We start from the raw sequence: 17,634 nt of genomic DNA, 5'->3' as shown, positions 1-17,634 counted from the left end.
TACAAGCTCTTTTTTCATACATATGGGATGAGAGGGGGTCTTTTGGGATGAAAAAATTAGAACAAATGAAGAATTGGTTAACGAAGCAAATAGACCTACCAGTGGATGTGCTAATGGATCTACCTCGGATCACGCTTGTTGGGCAAGTGCATATCTATATAGAAAATCATCGAGGTTTATTAGTGTTTTCAGATAAAGAAGTAAGATTGTTGTTAAAACATGGTCAGTTATTGATTAAGGGGCAGTCCTTTGTTATTAAAACAATCCTTCCGGAAGAACTTTTGCTTGAAGGGATAATTGAGCAAGTGACGTTTTTAGAAGACGAACAGAAAGAGAAGTAAGGGAAACTTCCGTATGTGAAGTTTTTCTTCTTTATTCTAATGATTTGTCCCTACTATTTAAGTTTATCCCGCTTTAATGGGCAGTAAGCCCCCGCCTCAAAATTCAGCGAAAGCAAAGAAGTTAGGTGGGGGTCGGGCTATCCATTAAAGTCCAATTGGTGAGGGCTGATTAAAGTCTCACTTTATCCCGCTATTTATGGAAAATAAAACTCTTTATTTCATTTTCGTACGAGCTATTTTGCTAATTAAAGTGAAAAGTAGTGTGTCTACTTTTGGAAAGGTAGTGAAGGTAGTAGATGAAAAATAAATGGTTTATAAAGTGGCTTGGATATGTGAAGGTACGAATTGAAGGTAGAGGAGCGGAGCGGTTTGTTAACGAATGTGTGCGTAGAAAATTATTAGTTTGGGACGTTAAGAAAATTGCCGATGAAACGTTAGTCTTTTGTATGCTATTACGAGATGTGAAAAAAATAAAGCCGATTTATAGAAAAAATGAGTGTAAACTATATTTTATTGGGCGTTACGGTTTTCCATTTTGGAATAAGCGCTTAATTAAAAATAGTGGATTCTTAATTGGTTTTTTAATTTTCTTCTTTGGTATGATTGCATTATCGAATATGGTTTGGAAAATTGAAATTACAGGAGCGAAACCTGAAACAGAATATATATTGATGAAAGAATTGGACAAAATGGGTATTAAAAAAGGAAAATTACAATTCCAAATGCCTAGTGTAGAAGATGTACAACGTCATTTGACGGACAATATTAATGCGATTACTTGGGCAGGACTAGAAGTAAGGGGAACGACGTACCATTTTAAAATTGTTGAAAAAAATGAGCCGAAAAAAGAAAAAGAACAAAGGCCGCAAAATTTAGTGGCAAAAAAAGAAGCGATTGTTACAAAAACATTTGTTGAAGTTGGAAAACCAGTCGTTTTAAAAAATGATCATGTAGAAAAAGGGCAGCTTCTCGTATCAGGGATATACGGTAATGAGGAGAGTCCAACCATTGTTTCGGCGAAAGGTATTGTATATGGAGAAACGTGGTACACCTCTGAGGTGAATGTACCACTCAAGACGCAATTTCAAGTATATACTGGTAATACGTATAATGAGCATTACCTTACATTTGGGAGTACAAAAATAAAAATATGGGGATTTCAGCATGATAAGTATAAACGTTCTCGTACGGAAAGTGTAAAACATGATGTGAAATTATTTGGTTTTACACTGCCGATTGCATATGAAAAAGATGTAGTGCGAGAAGAGGAAGAGGCGAACCGAGAATATACAGAAAAACAGGCAATGAAAGTAGCGAAAGAAATGGCCGAAAAAGAACTAAAGAAAAAATTGGATGAACATGCTATGATTGTAAGTGATAAGATTTTGAGTAAAGAGGTTGAGGCGGATCAACTAAAAGTCACTTTGCATTATACTGTGATTGAAAATATTGCAGAGCCACAACCAATATCCGAATCCGATATTCAAGGAGACTGAGTAATGGCAGAACAATTAGTAGAAATGAACCAACAATTGGAAAATACTAACGAAGCAATCGCTCTTTTTGGAGTCAATGATGCTCATTTGAAAGTAATTGAACGGGAACTGAATGTATCAATCGTAACTAGAGGTGAAACTGTTCATGCATCTGGAGCAGTTGAAACTGTGACACTCGTAGAAAAAATCTTACAACAACTACTTGTTGTTATTCGAAAAGGTGTGTTAATTACAGAAAGAGATGTTGCGTATGCAATTCAGCTCGCACAACAAGGGAAAATTGCTCAATTTGAAGAGTTATATGAAGAAGAAATCTTTAAAACGGCAAAAGGTAAATCCATTCGTGTAAAAACGATGGGACAAAGAAGATATATTCATGCAATGAAGAAAAATGATATTGTATTTGGAATAGGACCTGCCGGGACTGGGAAAACATACTTAGCTGTAGTAATGGCTGTAAGAGCTTTAAAGCAAGGGTATGTAAAGAAAATCATTTTAACGAGACCGGCTGTAGAAGCTGGAGAAAGTTTAGGATTTTTACCAGGTGATTTGAAAGAGAAGGTAGATCCGTACTTACGTCCATTGTATGATGCTCTGCACGATATTCTTGGACAAGAATATACGCAGCGTATGATGGAGAGAGGTGTAATTGAAATCGCGCCTCTTGCTTATATGAGAGGACGTACGCTCGATGATTCATTTGTTATTTTAGATGAAGCGCAAAATACAACGGGTGCACAAATAAAAATGTTTTTAACTAGATTAGGTTTTAGTTCTAAAATGGTTATTACGGGGGACCCTTCACAAGTAGACTTACCAAAGGGGGTAAAATCAGGGCTTACGCTAGCCGCTAACATTTTATCTGGTGTATCAGGTCTTTCATTCATTACGTTAGAACAAACGGACGTTGTAAGGCATCCACTGGTACAACGTATTATTGAGGCATATGATAAAATGGAATGATCCTATTTGTCAGGATCATTTCTTTTTGTATTAAGGTTGGCGAACGGCATATTTTTTACTATCATAAAAGATAAGAGAAATAAACTATAGGTACTGGTGTATAAAAATGTTACCTAAAAGTATCGTTGGCTAGAAGAAATGAAAGCTATAAATAGTTTCACTTTATTTCTAGAGAGGAGAAGGTATTGAAATCATGTTAAGATCTCAAGAAATTTCTAAGTGGTTTCGTAATTTACAACATTCGAAAAAACTAAGTTGGATTTCTTACGTTTTATTAGGAGCAGTGCTGTTTTTCGCACTTATGAATAATGTGAAACCAGAGCAATTAGATGTTGATATGTATTCTATTGCGAAAAAAACAATTCATTCTCCTATTAAAATTGAAGATAAGGTTATAACGGAAAGAAAAAAACAAGAGGCCGCTCAAAAAGTCGGGGATCAATATACATATAGAAGTGAATATAAACAAAATAGAGTAGATATTGTAAATGATGTTTTTGCTAAGGTGAATGAAGTAATTCAGGAGATGAAAGCTGCTGGACCTGAAGAGCAAAAAAAGATGACCGATGCGAATAAATTAGAAAAGTTGAAGAAGAAGTTGCCATCTAATTTAACGAAGGAATTATCGGATGAGAATTTATTATACTTTATTAATGCAGAACCGGATCAATTAGAATTAGCAAAGAATGCGGCTTTAACGTCTGTTAGCGTTATCATGGGTGGAAATATTAAAATGTCCGAAGAAATGGCAGCGAAAGAGCGATTTGTTAATGAAATGAAAAGCCTGAATGTGAATAGCGGATTGAAAGAAGCTGTGAATGCGCTAGGATCATATGCGATTACAGCAAATTATTTCTATGACCCGGCTGTAACGAAAGAGAAGAAGAAAGCAGAAGAAGATTTAGTTCCACCTGTTTATATTCTTCAAGGACAAGTTATTGTTAGAGAAGGTGAAACAATTTCAAGTGATATGTATAATCAGTTGAAATTAGTCGGTTTATTAGAAAAAGGTAATAGTTTTCAGCCTTATGTTGGATTAGCGGTGCTCATTGGTGTGTTACTATACTTTATGCATAAACAGTTTGAAGTATTTTTACAGCGGAAAAGAGAAGACAAACCGTACATTTTAGCGTATATTACAATTTTGTCTATCACGATTGTTTTAATGAAAATTATTAGTTTGTTTCAAAAGCTTGAATATGCAGGAATTGCGTATGTTGTCCCAGTTGCGATGGGAACGATACTTGTAAAACTAATGATTGGCGATCGATTTGTATTTTTAACAAGTATGATTTTTTCTGTGTGCGGAAGTATTATGTTTAATGAAGGAGTAACAAGTACACTAAATTATAGTGTAGGCATTTATGTGTTATTAAGTTCATTATCAGTGAGCATTTTCTTAAGAGAAAAAAATCGTCGTACGATGATTTTACAAGCTGGTATACTCGTTTCAATCTTAAATGTAGTCGTCTTGGCGGCGTTATTATTATTACGTAATGGGAATTTTTCGCCTCTTGAAATTGGTACCCAATTATTAATGGCTTCCCTTTCAGGAATTATCTCATCCGTTTTGGCTATGGGGATATTACCATATTTAGAAAGTGGACTTGGAATTGTATCAAGTATGAAGCTTATGGAATTATCAAGTCCGAATCATCCGCTGTTGCGTAGAATTTTATTAGAAGCGCCAGGGACATATCACCATAGTGTAATGGTAGCGAATCTTTCTGAGGCGGCTTGTGAAGCAGTTGGAGCAAATGGTGTATTAGCGCGTGTAGGGGCTTACTATCATGATGTAGGAAAAACAGTACAACCACAATTCTTTATTGAAAACCAGATGGGAATTGAAAATCCGCATGATAAATTAGATCCTGTGACGAGTAAAGATATTATCATTGGTCATGTAACCGATGGAGTAAAGATGCTCGAAGAATACCATATTCCGCAAGAAATTATCGATATTGCTGGACAACACCATGGTACAACGCTCCTGAAATATTTTTATTATAAGGCGATTAAAGAAGATAAAGAAAAATATACAGAAGAGATGTTCCGTTATCCGGGATCAAAAGCAACTTCTAAAGAATCGGCAATCGTTGGTATTGCGGATAGTGTTGAGGCAGCGGTACGTTCTATGAATCACCCAACGCCAGATCAAATTAATAATTTAGTACAAAGTATTATTAAAGATCGCCTGCAGGATGGGCAATTTAGTGAATGTGATTTGACATTTAAGGAACTACAAATCGTTGGAAAAACGTTATGTGAAACGTTAAATGGTATTTTCCATTCGCGTATTACATATCCGGAACCACCGGAAGATAAGGAGAAAGAATGAGTTTATTAATTGATTTCATTGATGAAACAGAAGAAGTGAAAGAAGAGTATGTGAATTTAATTCGTGAGATATTAGGAAAAGCAGCTCAAATGGAAAAAATAGAGGATGGTGCAGAGTTATCAGTAACATTTGTAGATAACGAACGCATTCGCGAGATTAATCGTGATTACCGAGATAAGGATCAGCCTACTGATGTCATTTCTTTTGCTATGGAAGAAATGGGAGAAGGAGAAATGGAAATTGTAGGTGTAGAGATGCCGCGTATGTTAGGTGATCTTATTATTTCTATTCCGAGAGCGAAAGAACAAGCTGAAGAGTATGGACATTCTTTTGATCGTGAACTTGGCTTTTTAGCGTTACATGGCTTTTTACATTTACTTGGTTATGACCACATGACAGAAGAGGATGAAAAAGAAATGTTCGGAAGACAAAAAGAAATTTTAGAAGCATTTGGATTAGGACGATGAAAAAAGGAAAACTTATAGATAGTTTTGGGTATGCTATAGTCGGTATATTCTTTTGTCTTCGTCATGAACGAAATATGAAAATTCATTATTTAGCCGCAGTTGTTGTTATATGCTGCGGCTTTTATTTCCATATTACAAAAGTAGAATGGATGGTATTACTTATTGTAATAGGAATTGTAATGAGTTTAGAGATGGTAAATACGGCTGTGGAAAAAACAGTAGATTTAGCGACTACCGATATACATCCGTTTGCGAAAGTCGCAAAGGATGTCGCGGCGGGAGCGGTTTTATTGTTTGCGATAATAGCCGTTATAATTGGTGCTATTATCTTTTTACCGTATGTGGTATAGTTGCATTCCAAAGCTTTTCTTAAGCTTTGAAGGTGCCGTAAAGGCCTTTAATAAGAGAGTGTATCTATTCACAGCTGTGAACAGGAAGGATGCGGGAATATGAATGGTCAACAATTAATTCAAGAAGCAATCGAAGCGCGTAAACAAGCGTACGTACCATATTCTAAATTTCAAGTAGGTGCAGCATTATTAACGCAGGATGGAAAAGTATATCGTGGATGTAATGTTGAGAATGCTTCATATGGCTTATGTAACTGTGCAGAAAGAACAGCTTTATTTAAGGCGGTTTCTGAAGGAGATAAAGAGTTTGTAGCTATCGCAATTGTGGCGGATACGAAGCGTCCAGTACCTCCTTGTGGAGCATGTCGACAAGTTATGGTAGAATTATGTAAACAGGATACGAAAGTATACCTATCAAATTTACATGGTGACGTTCAAGAGACAACAGTCGGGGAATTGTTACCAGGAGCATTTTTAGCGGAGGATTTACATGAATAGAAAAGGTTATAAATCAGGTTTTGTCTCTATTATTGGCAGACCGAATGTTGGGAAATCTACATTTTTAAATCGTATTATTGGTCAAAAAATTGCTATTATGAGTGACAAGCCACAAACAACTCGTAATAAAATTCAAGGTGTATATACAGAAAATGATTCACAAGTAATTTTTATTGATACACCAGGAATACATAAACCGAAACATAAACTAGGCGACTTCATGGTGAAGATGGCGCAAACGACATTAAAAGAAGTTGATATCGTTCTATTTATGGTGAATGCTGTTGAAGGCTTTGGTCGTGGTGAAGAATTCATCATCGAGAAGTTAAAAGAAACGAAACAACCAGTATTTTTAGTTATTAATAAAATTGACCAAGTTCACCCAGAACAATTATTAGAGCTAATTGATCAATATCGCAAATTACATGACTTTGCAGAAATCGTACCAATTTCTGCATTAGACGGTAATAACGTAGAGGCCCTAATTGGTACAATTAAAAAGTATTTACCGGAAGGACCACAATACTACCCAGATAATCAAGTAACGGATCATCCGGAGAGATTTATTATTGCAGAGCTTATTCGTGAGAAAGTACTACATTTAACACGTGAAGAAGTGCCGCATTCTGTAGCTGTTGTTATCGATGCAATTCAAAAACGTGAGGGCGGGGCAGTTTATATTAATGCAACGATTGTTGTGGAACGTCCGTCGCAAAAAGGGATTATTATCGGAAAACAAGGGAAGATGTTAAAAGAAGTCGGTAAGCGAGCTCGTTTTGATATTGAAGCATTACTTGGTTCTAAAGTATTTTTAGAAGTATGGGTAAAAGTGCAAAAAGATTGGCGTAATAAAATGTCTCAGCTTCGTGACCTTGGTTTCCGCGAAGACGAGTATTAAAATAGAGTAAAGCTGTAATCAGCGGATGTTTTGTTCATCCGCTGATTATTGGTTTTTACGAGTTTTGATAAATTAGGAAAAATTTTTCTCACATGAAAATGGACAAAATGGGTCAATTTAATAACAACAAAGGAAATTGGTTTATAGGCTACGCTTATTGAGAAAGGTGGATTCTTATGCTAGATTTTACCTGGAAGTTTTTCTCCAAAACAGGAAGCATTGAGACGTATTTGCTTTTGAAAGAAATGGAAAAAGACGTAAACGATGAGATGGATCAACATGAAGAGGAGCTAGCGCATCTAGACTCTCCAATTTCTTGACCCGTTTTGTTCAAACCTTGGATGGTGACGAACATGTTTCAAAAAGTTGAGGGCATCGTTATCCGTACGACAGATTACGGAGAAACGAACAAGATTGTTACAATATTCTCAAGAGAATTGGGTAAGGTAAGTGCAATGGCAAGAGGAGCGAAAAAACCGAAAAGCCGGTTAGCATCTGTTTCGCAACTTATGACACATGGTCATTTTCTTATTCAAATGGGATCTGGACTTGGAACTTTGCAACAAGGCGAGATTATTTCAACTATGAAAGAAATTCGCGAGGATATATTTTTAACTGCTTATGCATCATTTATTGTTGAGTTAACTGATAAAGCAACAGAAGATAAAAAACATAATCCATATTTATTTGAAATGTTATATCAAACGTTGCATTATATGTGTGAGGGTGTTGATCCAGAAGTATTATCATTAATTTATCAAACGAAAATGCTTCCGGTATTAGGGATGCGCCCGTACTTTGATACATGTGCGATTTGTCATCAAGAAACAGATTTTGTCGCCTTCTCTGTTAGGGAGGGCGGTTTTCTGTGCTCACGTCATGCTGAGCAAGATCAGTATCGTATACCAGTGGGGGAAGCCGTTCATAAATTATTACGTCTTTTCTACCACTTCGATTTACATAGACTTGGCAATGTATCAGTGAAGGATAGCACAAAAAAACAAATGCGTTTAGTATTGAATACATATTATGATGAATATTGCGGGATTTATTTGAAATCAAGACGTTTCTTAGAACAACTTGATAAGTTTCAAATATAATTTGGGGCCGTATACGGTCCTTTTTACATCCTTTCTTTTTCGAATAGCATATTTAGTATATAATATTTAAGAGATAGTATAACTTTTTTCGTTGTGCATTAAAGGTGGTGATTATCATAGAGCTGAATAAACGGCAAGAACATATCATTCAGATTGTAAAAGATCACGGTCCTATTACAGGGGAGTCAATTGCTGCGCAATTGGGATTAACACGTGCAACGCTAAGACCAGACTTAGCAATTTTAACGATGGCTGGTTATTTAGAAGCACGTCCACGCGTAGGTTATTTTTATACGGGTAAAACTGGGGGGCAGTTATTATCTGAAGCTGTTAAGAAAATTAAAGTACAAGATTATCAATCTAGACCGGTTGTAATTGATAAAAATGTATCGGTATACGATGCGATTTGTACTATGTTTTTAGAGGATGTAGGTACATTATTCGTTGTAGATCAATCGACTCTATTAGTAGGCGTTGTATCTCGTAAAGATTTATTACGAGCTAGCTTAGGGAAGCAGGATTTAACCTCACTTCCGGTTAATATTATCATGACAAGGATGCCAAACATTGCGATGTGTCGTAGAGAAGATTCTTTATATGATATTGCGATGGAATTAATAGAAAGACAGATTGATGCGATGCCAGTTGTAAAAGATACGAAACAAGGTTTAGAAGTGGTTGGACGAATTACAAAAACAAATATTACACGTGCGTTTGTAAACTTAGTAAATAACGAATAAGTGTAATTTGTTTAAAGTGAGGTAATGTAATGGATAATAAAATCGTATATGTCGTATCTGACTCTGTAGGAGAAACGGCTGATTTGGTTGTTCGAGCAGCAATGGGGCAATTCCCATTTGCTCCTGATATTAGACGTGTGCCGTATGTAGAAGATACAGGGACATTAAAAGAAGTGATTTCGATTGCTAAGAGCAATCAAGCACTTATTTGTTTTACGTTAGTAAAGCCTGACATGCGCCAATATTTAGTGACAGAGGCTGCAAAAGAAGGTGTAGAGGCATATGATATTATTGGTCCTCTAATCGATCAAATTGAAGAAATTACCGGGCAAGTGCCTAGATATGAGCCTGGTGTTGTTCGTAGGTTAGATGAAGAATACTTTAAAAAGATTGAAGCGATTGAGTTTGCTGTGAAGTATGATGATGGTAGAGATGCACGTGGTATTTTAAAAGCAGATATCGTGTTAATTGGGATTTCGCGCACATCAAAAACACCACTTTCTCAATATTTAGCTCATAACAAACGTTTGAAAGTTGCCAACGTACCACTAGTACCAGAAGTAGATCCGCCTGAAGAATTATATCAAGTGGCTAAAGAAAAATGCTTCGGTTTGAAAATTACGCCAGAGAAGTTAAATCATATTCGAAAAGAGCGATTGAAATCACTTGGACTAAGTGATGGAGCAACATATGCCAATATTAATCGTATTAAAGAAGAGATTGATCACTTTGAGAATGTAGTTAGTAAAATAAATTGTCAAGTAATTGATGTATCGAACAAAGCGATTGAAGAAACAGCTAACATTATTGTGAATGCAGTGCAAAACCAAAAAATGTTTTAGCACATTTACCAAAGGTGAATGTGCTTTTTTCGCTCGTGAGAAACACAGTGCCTGCTGATTTCGTAATAGATGATAGCGAAGTGGTTATGCTTATATTTTTCGGTCTTTTTATTATGCTAAAGGTAGGGTTTCGCTATCCTGAAATAGAAGATGAAAAAATAAAGGGATATGTAGCGTAGTTGAAGAAAATATATTATAATAAAAAATTGTGATAAAAACCTATATTTTACGTTTAGACTTTAATTTTTCAGAATAAACTAGGGATAGGATTTAAGAAATGACATGTAATTACGTTAAATCGACAAAATCTATACAAGAAAACGCACATTATGGAAGGATTCGCAGAAGGGATGTAGAATACAGAAATATGCAAAACATCAATATGGTATGAGTTGATGCAGATGCATATACTGTGAAGGCTGACAATTGTGCGAGCTGGAACGAAATTTCATGTCAAAATTTTGTTTGTCACATCGTATGCTCATCGTTTAAGGAAGCAGCGAGGGAATTTGGATCTATGTAGATGCTGAATAAGCAAAAGTTGATTTCTTTATATGTATCAACATGCAAAAAACAGATCTCGTGATCACATAGGATATGATGCTTGCTAGTCTTCTTATGAAAAAGTGCATATGTATTGTCTCCATGAGGTACATTTGTAATAGATGAGCAAATGGATACAATTTTATATAGTAGGTACGTATCTGCGAAGTTACGCAGAAAAGGGTCTGCAAAATCGCTTGATAACGTGATCGACAACATTTTCTAATAAGTTTAGAAAAAATATTGTCGAATTATAAAGGAATTTTTTAATTTATATCGAATACAAAATACGACACGGAGATGGAGTTATGGGGAACAGAATTCCTGAAGAAGTTGTTGAACAAATTCGGACATCATCCGATATTGTCGAAGTGATTGGTGAATACGTTCAACTTAGAAAACAGGGACGTAACTATTTCGGCCTTTGTCCGTTTCATGGTGAGAATTCTCCTTCATTCTCTGTTTCATCTGACAAGCAAATTTTTCATTGCTTCGGATGTGGAGAAGGTGGAAATGTATTTTCCTTTCTAATGAAAATGGAAGGACTGGCTTTTACCGAAGCTGTTCAAAAGCTAGGTGAAAGAAATGGAATTGCGGTTGCAGAGTATACATCAGGGCAAGGACAACAAGAAGACATATCTGATGACACTGTCATCATGCAACAGGCTCATGAACTTTTGAAAAAGTATTATCATCATTTATTAGTAAATACAGAAGAAGGAAATGAAGCACTTTCGTATTTGTTAAAACGTGGTATTACAAAAGAGATGATTGAGAAGTTTGAAATTGGTTATGCGTCACCTGCTTGGGATGCAGCAACGAAAATCTTACAAAAAAGAGGTTTATCGCTATCAAGTATGGAACAAGCTGGTCTTCTCATAAGAAGCGAGAAGGATGGTAGTCATTATGATCGCTTCCGTGGAAGAGTTATGTTTCCAATCTATACGTTACAAGGTAAAGTGATAGCGTTTAGTGGAAGGGCATTAGGAGATGACACTCCGAAATATTTAAATAGCCCAGAAACACCAATTTTTCACAAAAGTAAATTGTTGTATAACTTCCACCAAGCGAGGCCGTTTATTAGAAAACGTGGGCAAGTGGTCCTTTTTGAAGGGTATGCTGACGTACTAGCTGCGGTAAAAAGTGGTGTGGAAGAAGCTGTTGCGACAATGGGAACAGCTTTAACTGAAGAACAAGCAAAACTTCTGCGACGTAACGTTGAAACTGTTGTTCTTTGCTATGATGGTGATAAAGCAGGGCGAGAAGCGACGATGAAAGCAGGGCAATTATTGTTGCAAGTTGGTTGCCAAGTGAAAGTTACATCCTTGCCAGATAAGCTTGATCCTGATGAATATGTGCAACAATATGGGACAACTGCTTTTGAAAATCTTGTGAAATCAAGTATAAGTTTTGTTGGTTTTAAAATAAATTATTTGCGTTTAGGGAAAAATTTGCAAGATGAGTCGGGCAAAGAAGAGTATGTGAAAAGTGTTTTAAAAGAGTTATCGTTGTTACAGGATGCGATGCAGGCAGAATCATATTTGAAGTCATTATCGCAAGAATTTTCGTATTCAATGGAAACACTTTTGAATCAATTGCACCAATATCGCAAAGAACAAAAGGTACAGCAAAAACAAGTAAAGCAGGTTTCTAAGCCGTCTCAAATTGTTCAAACAAAACCGAAGTTAACAGGTTTTGAAAGGGCAGAAAGAGAAATTATTTACCATATGTTGCAAAGTCCAGAAGTGGCCGTTCGTATGGAATCCCACATAGAAGATTTTCATACAGAAGAACATAAAGGGATTTTATATGAACTATACGCATATTATGAAAAGGGAAATGAACCTTCAGTCGGAACATTTTTAAGTTGGCTCTCTGATGAAAAGTTGAAAAATATTATTACTGATATTTCGACGGATGAATTTATTAATCCAGAATACACAGAAGAAGTGTTACAAGGCCATTTGGAGACGCTTAGACGTCATCAAGAAAAACTTGAAAAGATGGAAATCATCTTCAAGATAAAACAAATGGAAAAAACAGATCCTGTAGAGGCTGCTAAATATTATGTAGCATATTTACAAAATCAAAAAGCGAGAAAATAGCTTTTTTGATAAATTTTTAGTATAATGAATGTTTGTATCTCGCGTAAGGAGGGGAACAGATGGCTGACAAACCAGCTCGTTCTAAACAAATTGAAACTGAAATGACCCTTGAGCAAGTGAAAGAACAACTCACTGAGCTCGGAAAAAAACGTGGCGTTCTTACATATGAAGAGATTGCAGAACGCATGAATGGATTTGAAATTGAATCCGATCAAATGGATGAATACTATGAATATTTAGGTGAACAAGGGATTGACTTAGTTGGCGACAATGACAACGACGAAGGCCCTAATAATCGCCAAATAGCAAAATCGGAAGAAGAATTCGACCTCAATGATTTAAGTGTACCACCAGGGGTTAAAATCAACGATCCTGTTCGTATGTATTTAAAAGAAATTGGTCGTGTAGATTTACTATCTGCAGAAGAAGAAATTCGACTTGCAACGCGTATTGAAGAAGGCGATGAAGAAGCGAAACGTCGTCTTGCAGAAGCAAACTTACGTCTTGTAGTAAGTATTGCAAAGCGCTACGTGGGCCGTGGTATGCTTTTCTTAGACTTAATCCAAGAAGGGAATATGGGTCTAATTAAAGCGGTTGAAAAGTTCGATTATCGTAAAGGTTTCAAATTTAGTACGTATGCAACTTGGTGGATTCGCCAAGCAATTACACGTGCGATTGCAGACCAAGCAAGAACAATTCGTATCCCAGTTCATATGGTTGAAACGATTAATAAGTTAATTCGTGTACAACGTCAATTATTACAAGATTTAGGACGTGAACCATCTCCTGAAGAGATTGGTGAAGAAATGGATCTTGCTCCAGAAAAAGTACGTGAAATCTTGAAAATTGCACAGGAGCCAGTTTCTCTTGAAACACCGATTGGTGAAGAAGATGACTCCCATTTAGGTGATTTCATTGAAGACCAAGAAGCAACATCGCCTGCGGACCATGCAGCGTATGAATTGCTAAAAGAACAATTAGAAGATGTGTTAGATACACTAACAGATCGTGAAGAAAATGTTCTACGTCTTCGTTTTGGTTTAGATGATGGACGAACTCGTACGCTTGAAGAAGTTGGGAAAGTATTCGGCGTAACGAGAGAACGTATCCGTCAAATTGAAGCAAAAGCACTTCGTAAATTGAGACATCCAAGCCGTAGTAAGCGTCTTAAGGATTTCTTAGAATAGGCTACCTTTAAGTTTACTTCACTTTTGTGAAGTAAACTTTTTTATTTTGTTAATTTTTGTTAAACTTTAGCTGTCAGCAACGATTACAATTTCTTGTAATTTATTTTACAGAATTGTCTTTTGATTTGCAAATGCTCATTTTTCGATTTTTCGATTAATTTTGTTTATTCTATACAAAAATATATGTAGAAAAGTGAAAAATATGATGAGAAACGTTAATAATTATCGAAATAATAAGCGATATAACAATAAAAAACAATAAACTGAATTTATGGAATATTTTTAACGATTAGTAGTTTACTCTTTTCTGATAGAGCGTTTTCAAGTACAATGGAAATGACTGAATCATCTAACTATTTAGGGGTATAGAGGGGGGAGAAGAGATATGAAACGTAATCCGCTGATTCCGTTCGCTCTTATTGCAGCATTGGGTATTATCGTTATGTTTGTATTTTCATTTCAGGGGCTAAATAAATCTAAAGAGTTAGCTGATGCAAAAAATGGCGGGAAGCCAGCACAAACAGCATCCAAGCCAGAGGATATTGTGAAGCAAAGCTGTACGAGCTGCCACGGTGATCAATTACAAGGGGCGGTAGGACCTAATTTACAAAAAATTGGTGGGAAACTTTCAAAGGATGAAATTAAAGAAATTCTTTCGAAAGGAAAAGGCAATATGCCAGCGAATATAGTTCCAGCTGATCAAGCCGCTAAAGTAGCTGATTGGTTATCGAAGAAAAAATAAAGTTCCGTATGACAAGCCTTTTGCTTAAGTAAAAGGCTTGTTTTTCTATATTTTCTAAAATACGATGAATGATAGAGAAGTGAATTGTTGTTATAGGCTTGCAACAACTACTATAAATTCATTATCATGGAGACAGACTGACAAGAGAAGGAGTAATGGAAATACATGAATGAAGTAAAGCTTTCAAAACGATTAGAAGAAGTTGTGCGTGAAATACCAGTAGGATCTACAGTTGCCGATATTGGATCGGATCATGCGTATTTACCGTGTTATACAATTATAAATAATATTGCTACTAAAGCAGTTGCTGGAGAGGTTGTAGATGGACCATTTCGCTCTGCGCAGGCAACTGTAGCTGAAAGTGGCTTACAAGATAAAGTAGATGTGCGTAAAGGGAATGGATTAGCTGTTATCGCGCCAGGAGAAGTAGATGTAATTACGGTTGCCGGAATGGGCGGAGCGTTAATTCGTGATATTTTAGAAAGTGGTAAAGAAAAATTAGAAGGTGTAACACGTTTAATCTTACAGCCGAATATTGCAGCGCATCACATTCGTGAATGGTTTATTGCGAATGGATGGGAGCTTATCCATGAAAAAATCGTAAAAGAAGATGGGAAAATTTACGAGATTTTAGTAGGGGAGCGAGGAAATATCACGGTTCCTTACTCTGAAAATAAACAGGCTGAATTATTTATGGGACCATTTTTAATGAAAGAAAAAAGTGAAACTTTCGTTGAAAAGTGGGAAGGAGAATTAAAAAACTTCCAAAATATTTTAAAGCAGTTAGAACGTGCGGCTGATTCTGAAGAAACAAAAGCGAAGCGTGCGGAAGTAGAAGCGAAAATGAAAATGATAGGGGAGGTTTTATCATGAGTAAAATTCCAAATGGCCATGAAATTATTTCGTTATTTGAAAGTATGTATCCGAAGCATTTGGCGATGGAAGGAGATAAGATTGGCTTGCAGATTGGAGCGCTTAATAAACCCGTGCAGCACGTATTAATTGCGTTAGATGTAACGGAAGAAGTTGTGGATGAAGCAATTCAATTAGGAGCGAATGTCATTATTGCGCATCATCCTTTAATTTTTAACCCGCTAAAAGCGATTCATACAGATAAGGCATATGGGAAAATTATTGAAAAGTGTATTAAAAATGATATTGCAATCTATGCCGCACATACAAATGTGGATGTTGCTAAGGGCGGGGTAAATGATTTACTTGCTGAGGCGTTAGGATTGCAAAATACAGAAGTTTTGGCACCGACATATGCAGAAGAAATGAAAAAAATTGTTGTGTTTGTGCCTGAAACTCATGCAGAAGAAGTACGAAAAGCATTAGGAGACGCAGGTGCTGGTCATATCGGCAATTATAGTCACTGTACGTTTAATAGCGAGGGTACAGGTACGTTTGTACCTCAAGAGGGGACAAATCCTTATATCGGGGAAACTGGACAGTTAGAGCGCGTAGAAGAAGTGCGGATCGAAACGATTATTCCAGCTTCACTACAACGAAAAGTGATTAAAGCAATGGTAACAGCACATCCATATGAAGAAGTAGCCTATGATGTGTATCCACTTGATAACAAAGGTGAAACGTTAGGGCTTGGAAAAATAGGGTATTTACAAGAAGAAATGACACTTGGACAGTTTGCGGAACATGTAAAGCAATCGTTAGATGTAAAGGGTGCACGAGTTGTTGGGAAATTAGAGGATAAAGTGCGCAAAGTAGCTGTACTTGGTGGCGATGGTAACAAATACATCAATCAAGCTAAATTTAAAGGTGCGGATGTATATGTAACAGGTGACATGTATTATCATGTTGCCCATGATGCGATGATGCTCGGTTTAAATATCGTCGACCCAGGACATAACGTTGAAAAGGTAATGAAGCAAGGTGTACAAAAGCAATTACAAGAAAAAGCAGATGCAAAGAAACTGAATGTACATATTCATGCTTCGCAGTTACATACAGATCCATTTACATTTGTATAAGAAAAATAAAAAACCGTTGCTCATATAGGCAACGGTTTTTATTATTGTTCTTTTTTCACTTTTACACGAGGTAATATTTTTTGTAACGGTACTTTTCGAACTCTTTCCCATGTAGCAGGATTCATTGGGTCATATTGCTCTAAGAAAGCGATAACCTCTTTTGTAATTGGTGTTGGAGTAGAAGCACCTGCTGTAACAGCTACGTTCTCGACACCTTGTAGCCATTCTAATTTGATTTCACTTACGTCCGCAACGCGGTATGCTTTCGTACCAGCGATTTCTTGCGATACTTGTGCTAAACGGTTTGAGTTATTACTTTTCGGGTCACCGACAACAATTGTTAAGTCTGCAACATCAGCTTGTTTGGCAACCGCTTCTTGGCGAACTTGAGTTGCTAAACAAATTTCCTTATGGAACTCTGCTGTTGGGAATTTCTTCTGAATGTCCTCCATTAAATGTTGAACATCCCATTGACTCATCGTTGTTTGATTTGTAACTAAAATTTTATCCGTTGGAATTTCTAATGTTTTTAAATCATCGGCTCTTTCGATAAGATGAACGATGTCAGGTGCGATACCAACTGCGCCTTCTGGTTCTGGATGATTTTTTTTGCCAATATAAATGACATGGTAACCTTCAGCTTTCTTTGCTTCAATAAGGTCATGTGTTTTTGTAACATCTGGGCAAGTGGCATCGATTGTTGTTAAACCTTTTTCTTTTGCACGTTGTTTAACTTCTGGAGAAACACCGTGTGCAGTGAAAATAACAGTACCAGAATCGATTTTATCTAAAATGTCTAATCGACTTGGACCATCTAGTGTGATGATGCCATCTTCTTCGAACGCATCTGTTACATGTTTGTTGTGAACAATCATACCTAAAATATAAATAGGTCTTGGTAATGATGTATCTAATGCGGCGTTACGTGCAATAACCATCGCGTCCACAACACCGTAGCAATAACCACGAGGGGAAATTTTAACAATTTTCATACGAGTAATCCTCTCCTTCTAAACAAGGGATACTTTTGTGC

At 36.4% G+C, this 17,634-nt stretch carries 18 protein-coding genes; 17 read left to right on the top strand and 1 reads right to left on the bottom strand.

The window, feature by feature from the left end:
- The first annotated feature begins 47 nt into the window (after window positions 1-47).
- From yqfC to NST14_RS21745, 17 genes are all read left to right on the top strand, one after another.
- Complete coding sequence (gene yqfC, locus NST14_RS21825; protein ID WP_000732266.1) at window positions 48-341, top strand: sporulation protein YqfC; 294 nt, start codon at window positions 48-50, stop codon at window positions 339-341.
- Window positions 342-637: 296 nt separating this feature from the next.
- Window positions 638-1,837 carry a sporulation protein YqfD gene (yqfD, locus tag NST14_RS21820; RefSeq protein WP_000792485.1) on the top strand — a complete coding sequence of 400 codons (1,200 nt, stop codon included), beginning with the start codon at window positions 638-640 and terminating at the stop codon, window positions 1,835-1,837.
- 3 nt (window positions 1,838-1,840) lie between these two features.
- Complete coding sequence (locus NST14_RS21815) at window positions 1,841-2,800, top strand: PhoH family protein (RefSeq protein ID WP_000840514.1); 960 nt, start codon at window positions 1,841-1,843, stop codon at window positions 2,798-2,800.
- A gap of 193 nt (window positions 2,801-2,993) precedes the next feature.
- Window positions 2,994-5,138: an HD family phosphohydrolase gene (locus NST14_RS21810; RefSeq protein WP_000946451.1), complete on the top strand. Its 2,145-nt coding sequence runs from the start codon at window positions 2,994-2,996 to the stop codon at window positions 5,136-5,138.
- Window positions 5,135-5,605, top strand: a complete 471-nt coding sequence (gene ybeY / locus NST14_RS21805) for an rRNA maturation RNase YbeY (RefSeq protein WP_000054692.1) — start codon at window positions 5,135-5,137, stop codon at window positions 5,603-5,605. The genes NST14_RS21810 and ybeY overlap by 4 nt, the downstream gene beginning before the upstream one ends.
- Window positions 5,602-5,955 (top strand): diacylglycerol kinase family protein, encoded by a 354-nt coding sequence (locus tag NST14_RS21800; protein WP_000715482.1) that lies wholly within the window; start codon window positions 5,602-5,604, stop codon window positions 5,953-5,955. The genes ybeY and NST14_RS21800 overlap by 4 nt, the downstream gene beginning before the upstream one ends.
- Before the next feature lie 99 nt (window positions 5,956-6,054).
- On the top strand, window positions 6,055-6,453 hold the full coding sequence (locus NST14_RS21795; protein ID WP_001014347.1) for a cytidine deaminase: 399 nt from the start codon (window positions 6,055-6,057) through the stop codon (window positions 6,451-6,453).
- Window positions 6,446-7,351 carry a GTPase Era gene (gene era / locus NST14_RS21790; protein ID WP_001080241.1) on the top strand — a complete coding sequence of 302 codons (906 nt, stop codon included), beginning with the start codon at window positions 6,446-6,448 and terminating at the stop codon, window positions 7,349-7,351. Before NST14_RS21795 ends, era begins: the two co-directional genes overlap by 8 nt.
- A 176-nt stretch (window positions 7,352-7,527) precedes the next feature.
- The gene (locus tag NST14_RS21785) at window positions 7,528-7,671 is read left to right on the top strand and encodes a YqzL family protein (RefSeq protein ID WP_000883924.1); all 144 of its coding nucleotides are present in this window, start codon (window positions 7,528-7,530) and stop codon (window positions 7,669-7,671) included.
- 33 nt (window positions 7,672-7,704) lie between these two features.
- On the top strand, window positions 7,705-8,451 hold the full coding sequence (recO, locus tag NST14_RS21780; protein WP_000487010.1) for a DNA repair protein RecO: 747 nt from the start codon (window positions 7,705-7,707) through the stop codon (window positions 8,449-8,451).
- A 107-nt stretch (window positions 8,452-8,558) separates the two neighbouring features.
- Window positions 8,559-9,191 (top strand): helix-turn-helix transcriptional regulator, encoded by a 633-nt coding sequence (locus NST14_RS21775; RefSeq protein WP_000583759.1) that lies wholly within the window; start codon window positions 8,559-8,561, stop codon window positions 9,189-9,191.
- Window positions 9,192-9,220: 29 nt separating this feature from the next.
- Window positions 9,221-10,033 (top strand): pyruvate, water dikinase regulatory protein, encoded by an 813-nt coding sequence (locus tag NST14_RS21770; RefSeq protein WP_000368943.1) that lies wholly within the window; start codon window positions 9,221-9,223, stop codon window positions 10,031-10,033.
- Window positions 10,034-10,884: 851 nt separating this feature from the next.
- Complete coding sequence (dnaG, locus tag NST14_RS21765) at window positions 10,885-12,681, top strand: DNA primase (RefSeq protein WP_000528216.1); 1,797 nt, start codon at window positions 10,885-10,887, stop codon at window positions 12,679-12,681.
- A gap of 59 nt (window positions 12,682-12,740) precedes the next feature.
- The gene (rpoD, locus tag NST14_RS21760; RefSeq protein WP_000764060.1) at window positions 12,741-13,868 is read left to right on the top strand and encodes an RNA polymerase sigma factor RpoD; all 1,128 of its coding nucleotides are present in this window, start codon (window positions 12,741-12,743) and stop codon (window positions 13,866-13,868) included.
- Between the two features lie 385 nt (window positions 13,869-14,253).
- Complete coding sequence (gene cccA, locus NST14_RS21755; protein WP_000828141.1) at window positions 14,254-14,610, top strand: cytochrome c550; 357 nt, start codon at window positions 14,254-14,256, stop codon at window positions 14,608-14,610.
- Between the two features lie 165 nt (window positions 14,611-14,775).
- Entirely contained in the window at window positions 14,776-15,483 is a 708-nt protein-coding gene (locus tag NST14_RS21750) for a tRNA (adenine(22)-N(1))-methyltransferase (RefSeq protein WP_001006537.1), read from the top strand.
- Window positions 15,480-16,601 (top strand): Nif3-like dinuclear metal center hexameric protein, encoded by a 1,122-nt coding sequence (locus tag NST14_RS21745; RefSeq protein ID WP_000036212.1) that lies wholly within the window; start codon window positions 15,480-15,482, stop codon window positions 16,599-16,601. Before NST14_RS21750 ends, NST14_RS21745 begins: the two co-directional genes overlap by 4 nt.
- Before the next feature lie 41 nt (window positions 16,602-16,642).
- Here NST14_RS21745 and NST14_RS21740 read toward each other — a convergent pair whose 3' ends face one another.
- A complete protein-coding gene (locus NST14_RS21740) occupies window positions 16,643-17,593 on the bottom strand; it encodes a 4-hydroxy-3-methylbut-2-enyl diphosphate reductase (protein ID WP_000706669.1) in 951 nt (316 codons plus the stop codon).
- Window positions 17,594-17,634 lie beyond the last annotated feature (41 nt).

Source organism: Bacillus sp. FSL W8-0519, from assembly GCF_038005585.1.
Classification (GTDB): Bacteria; Bacillota; Bacilli; order Bacillales; family Bacillaceae_G; genus Bacillus_A; species Bacillus_A paranthracis.
Note: the sequence above shows the minus strand (reverse complement) of the source record. Positions and strands in the feature narration are given on the sequence as shown.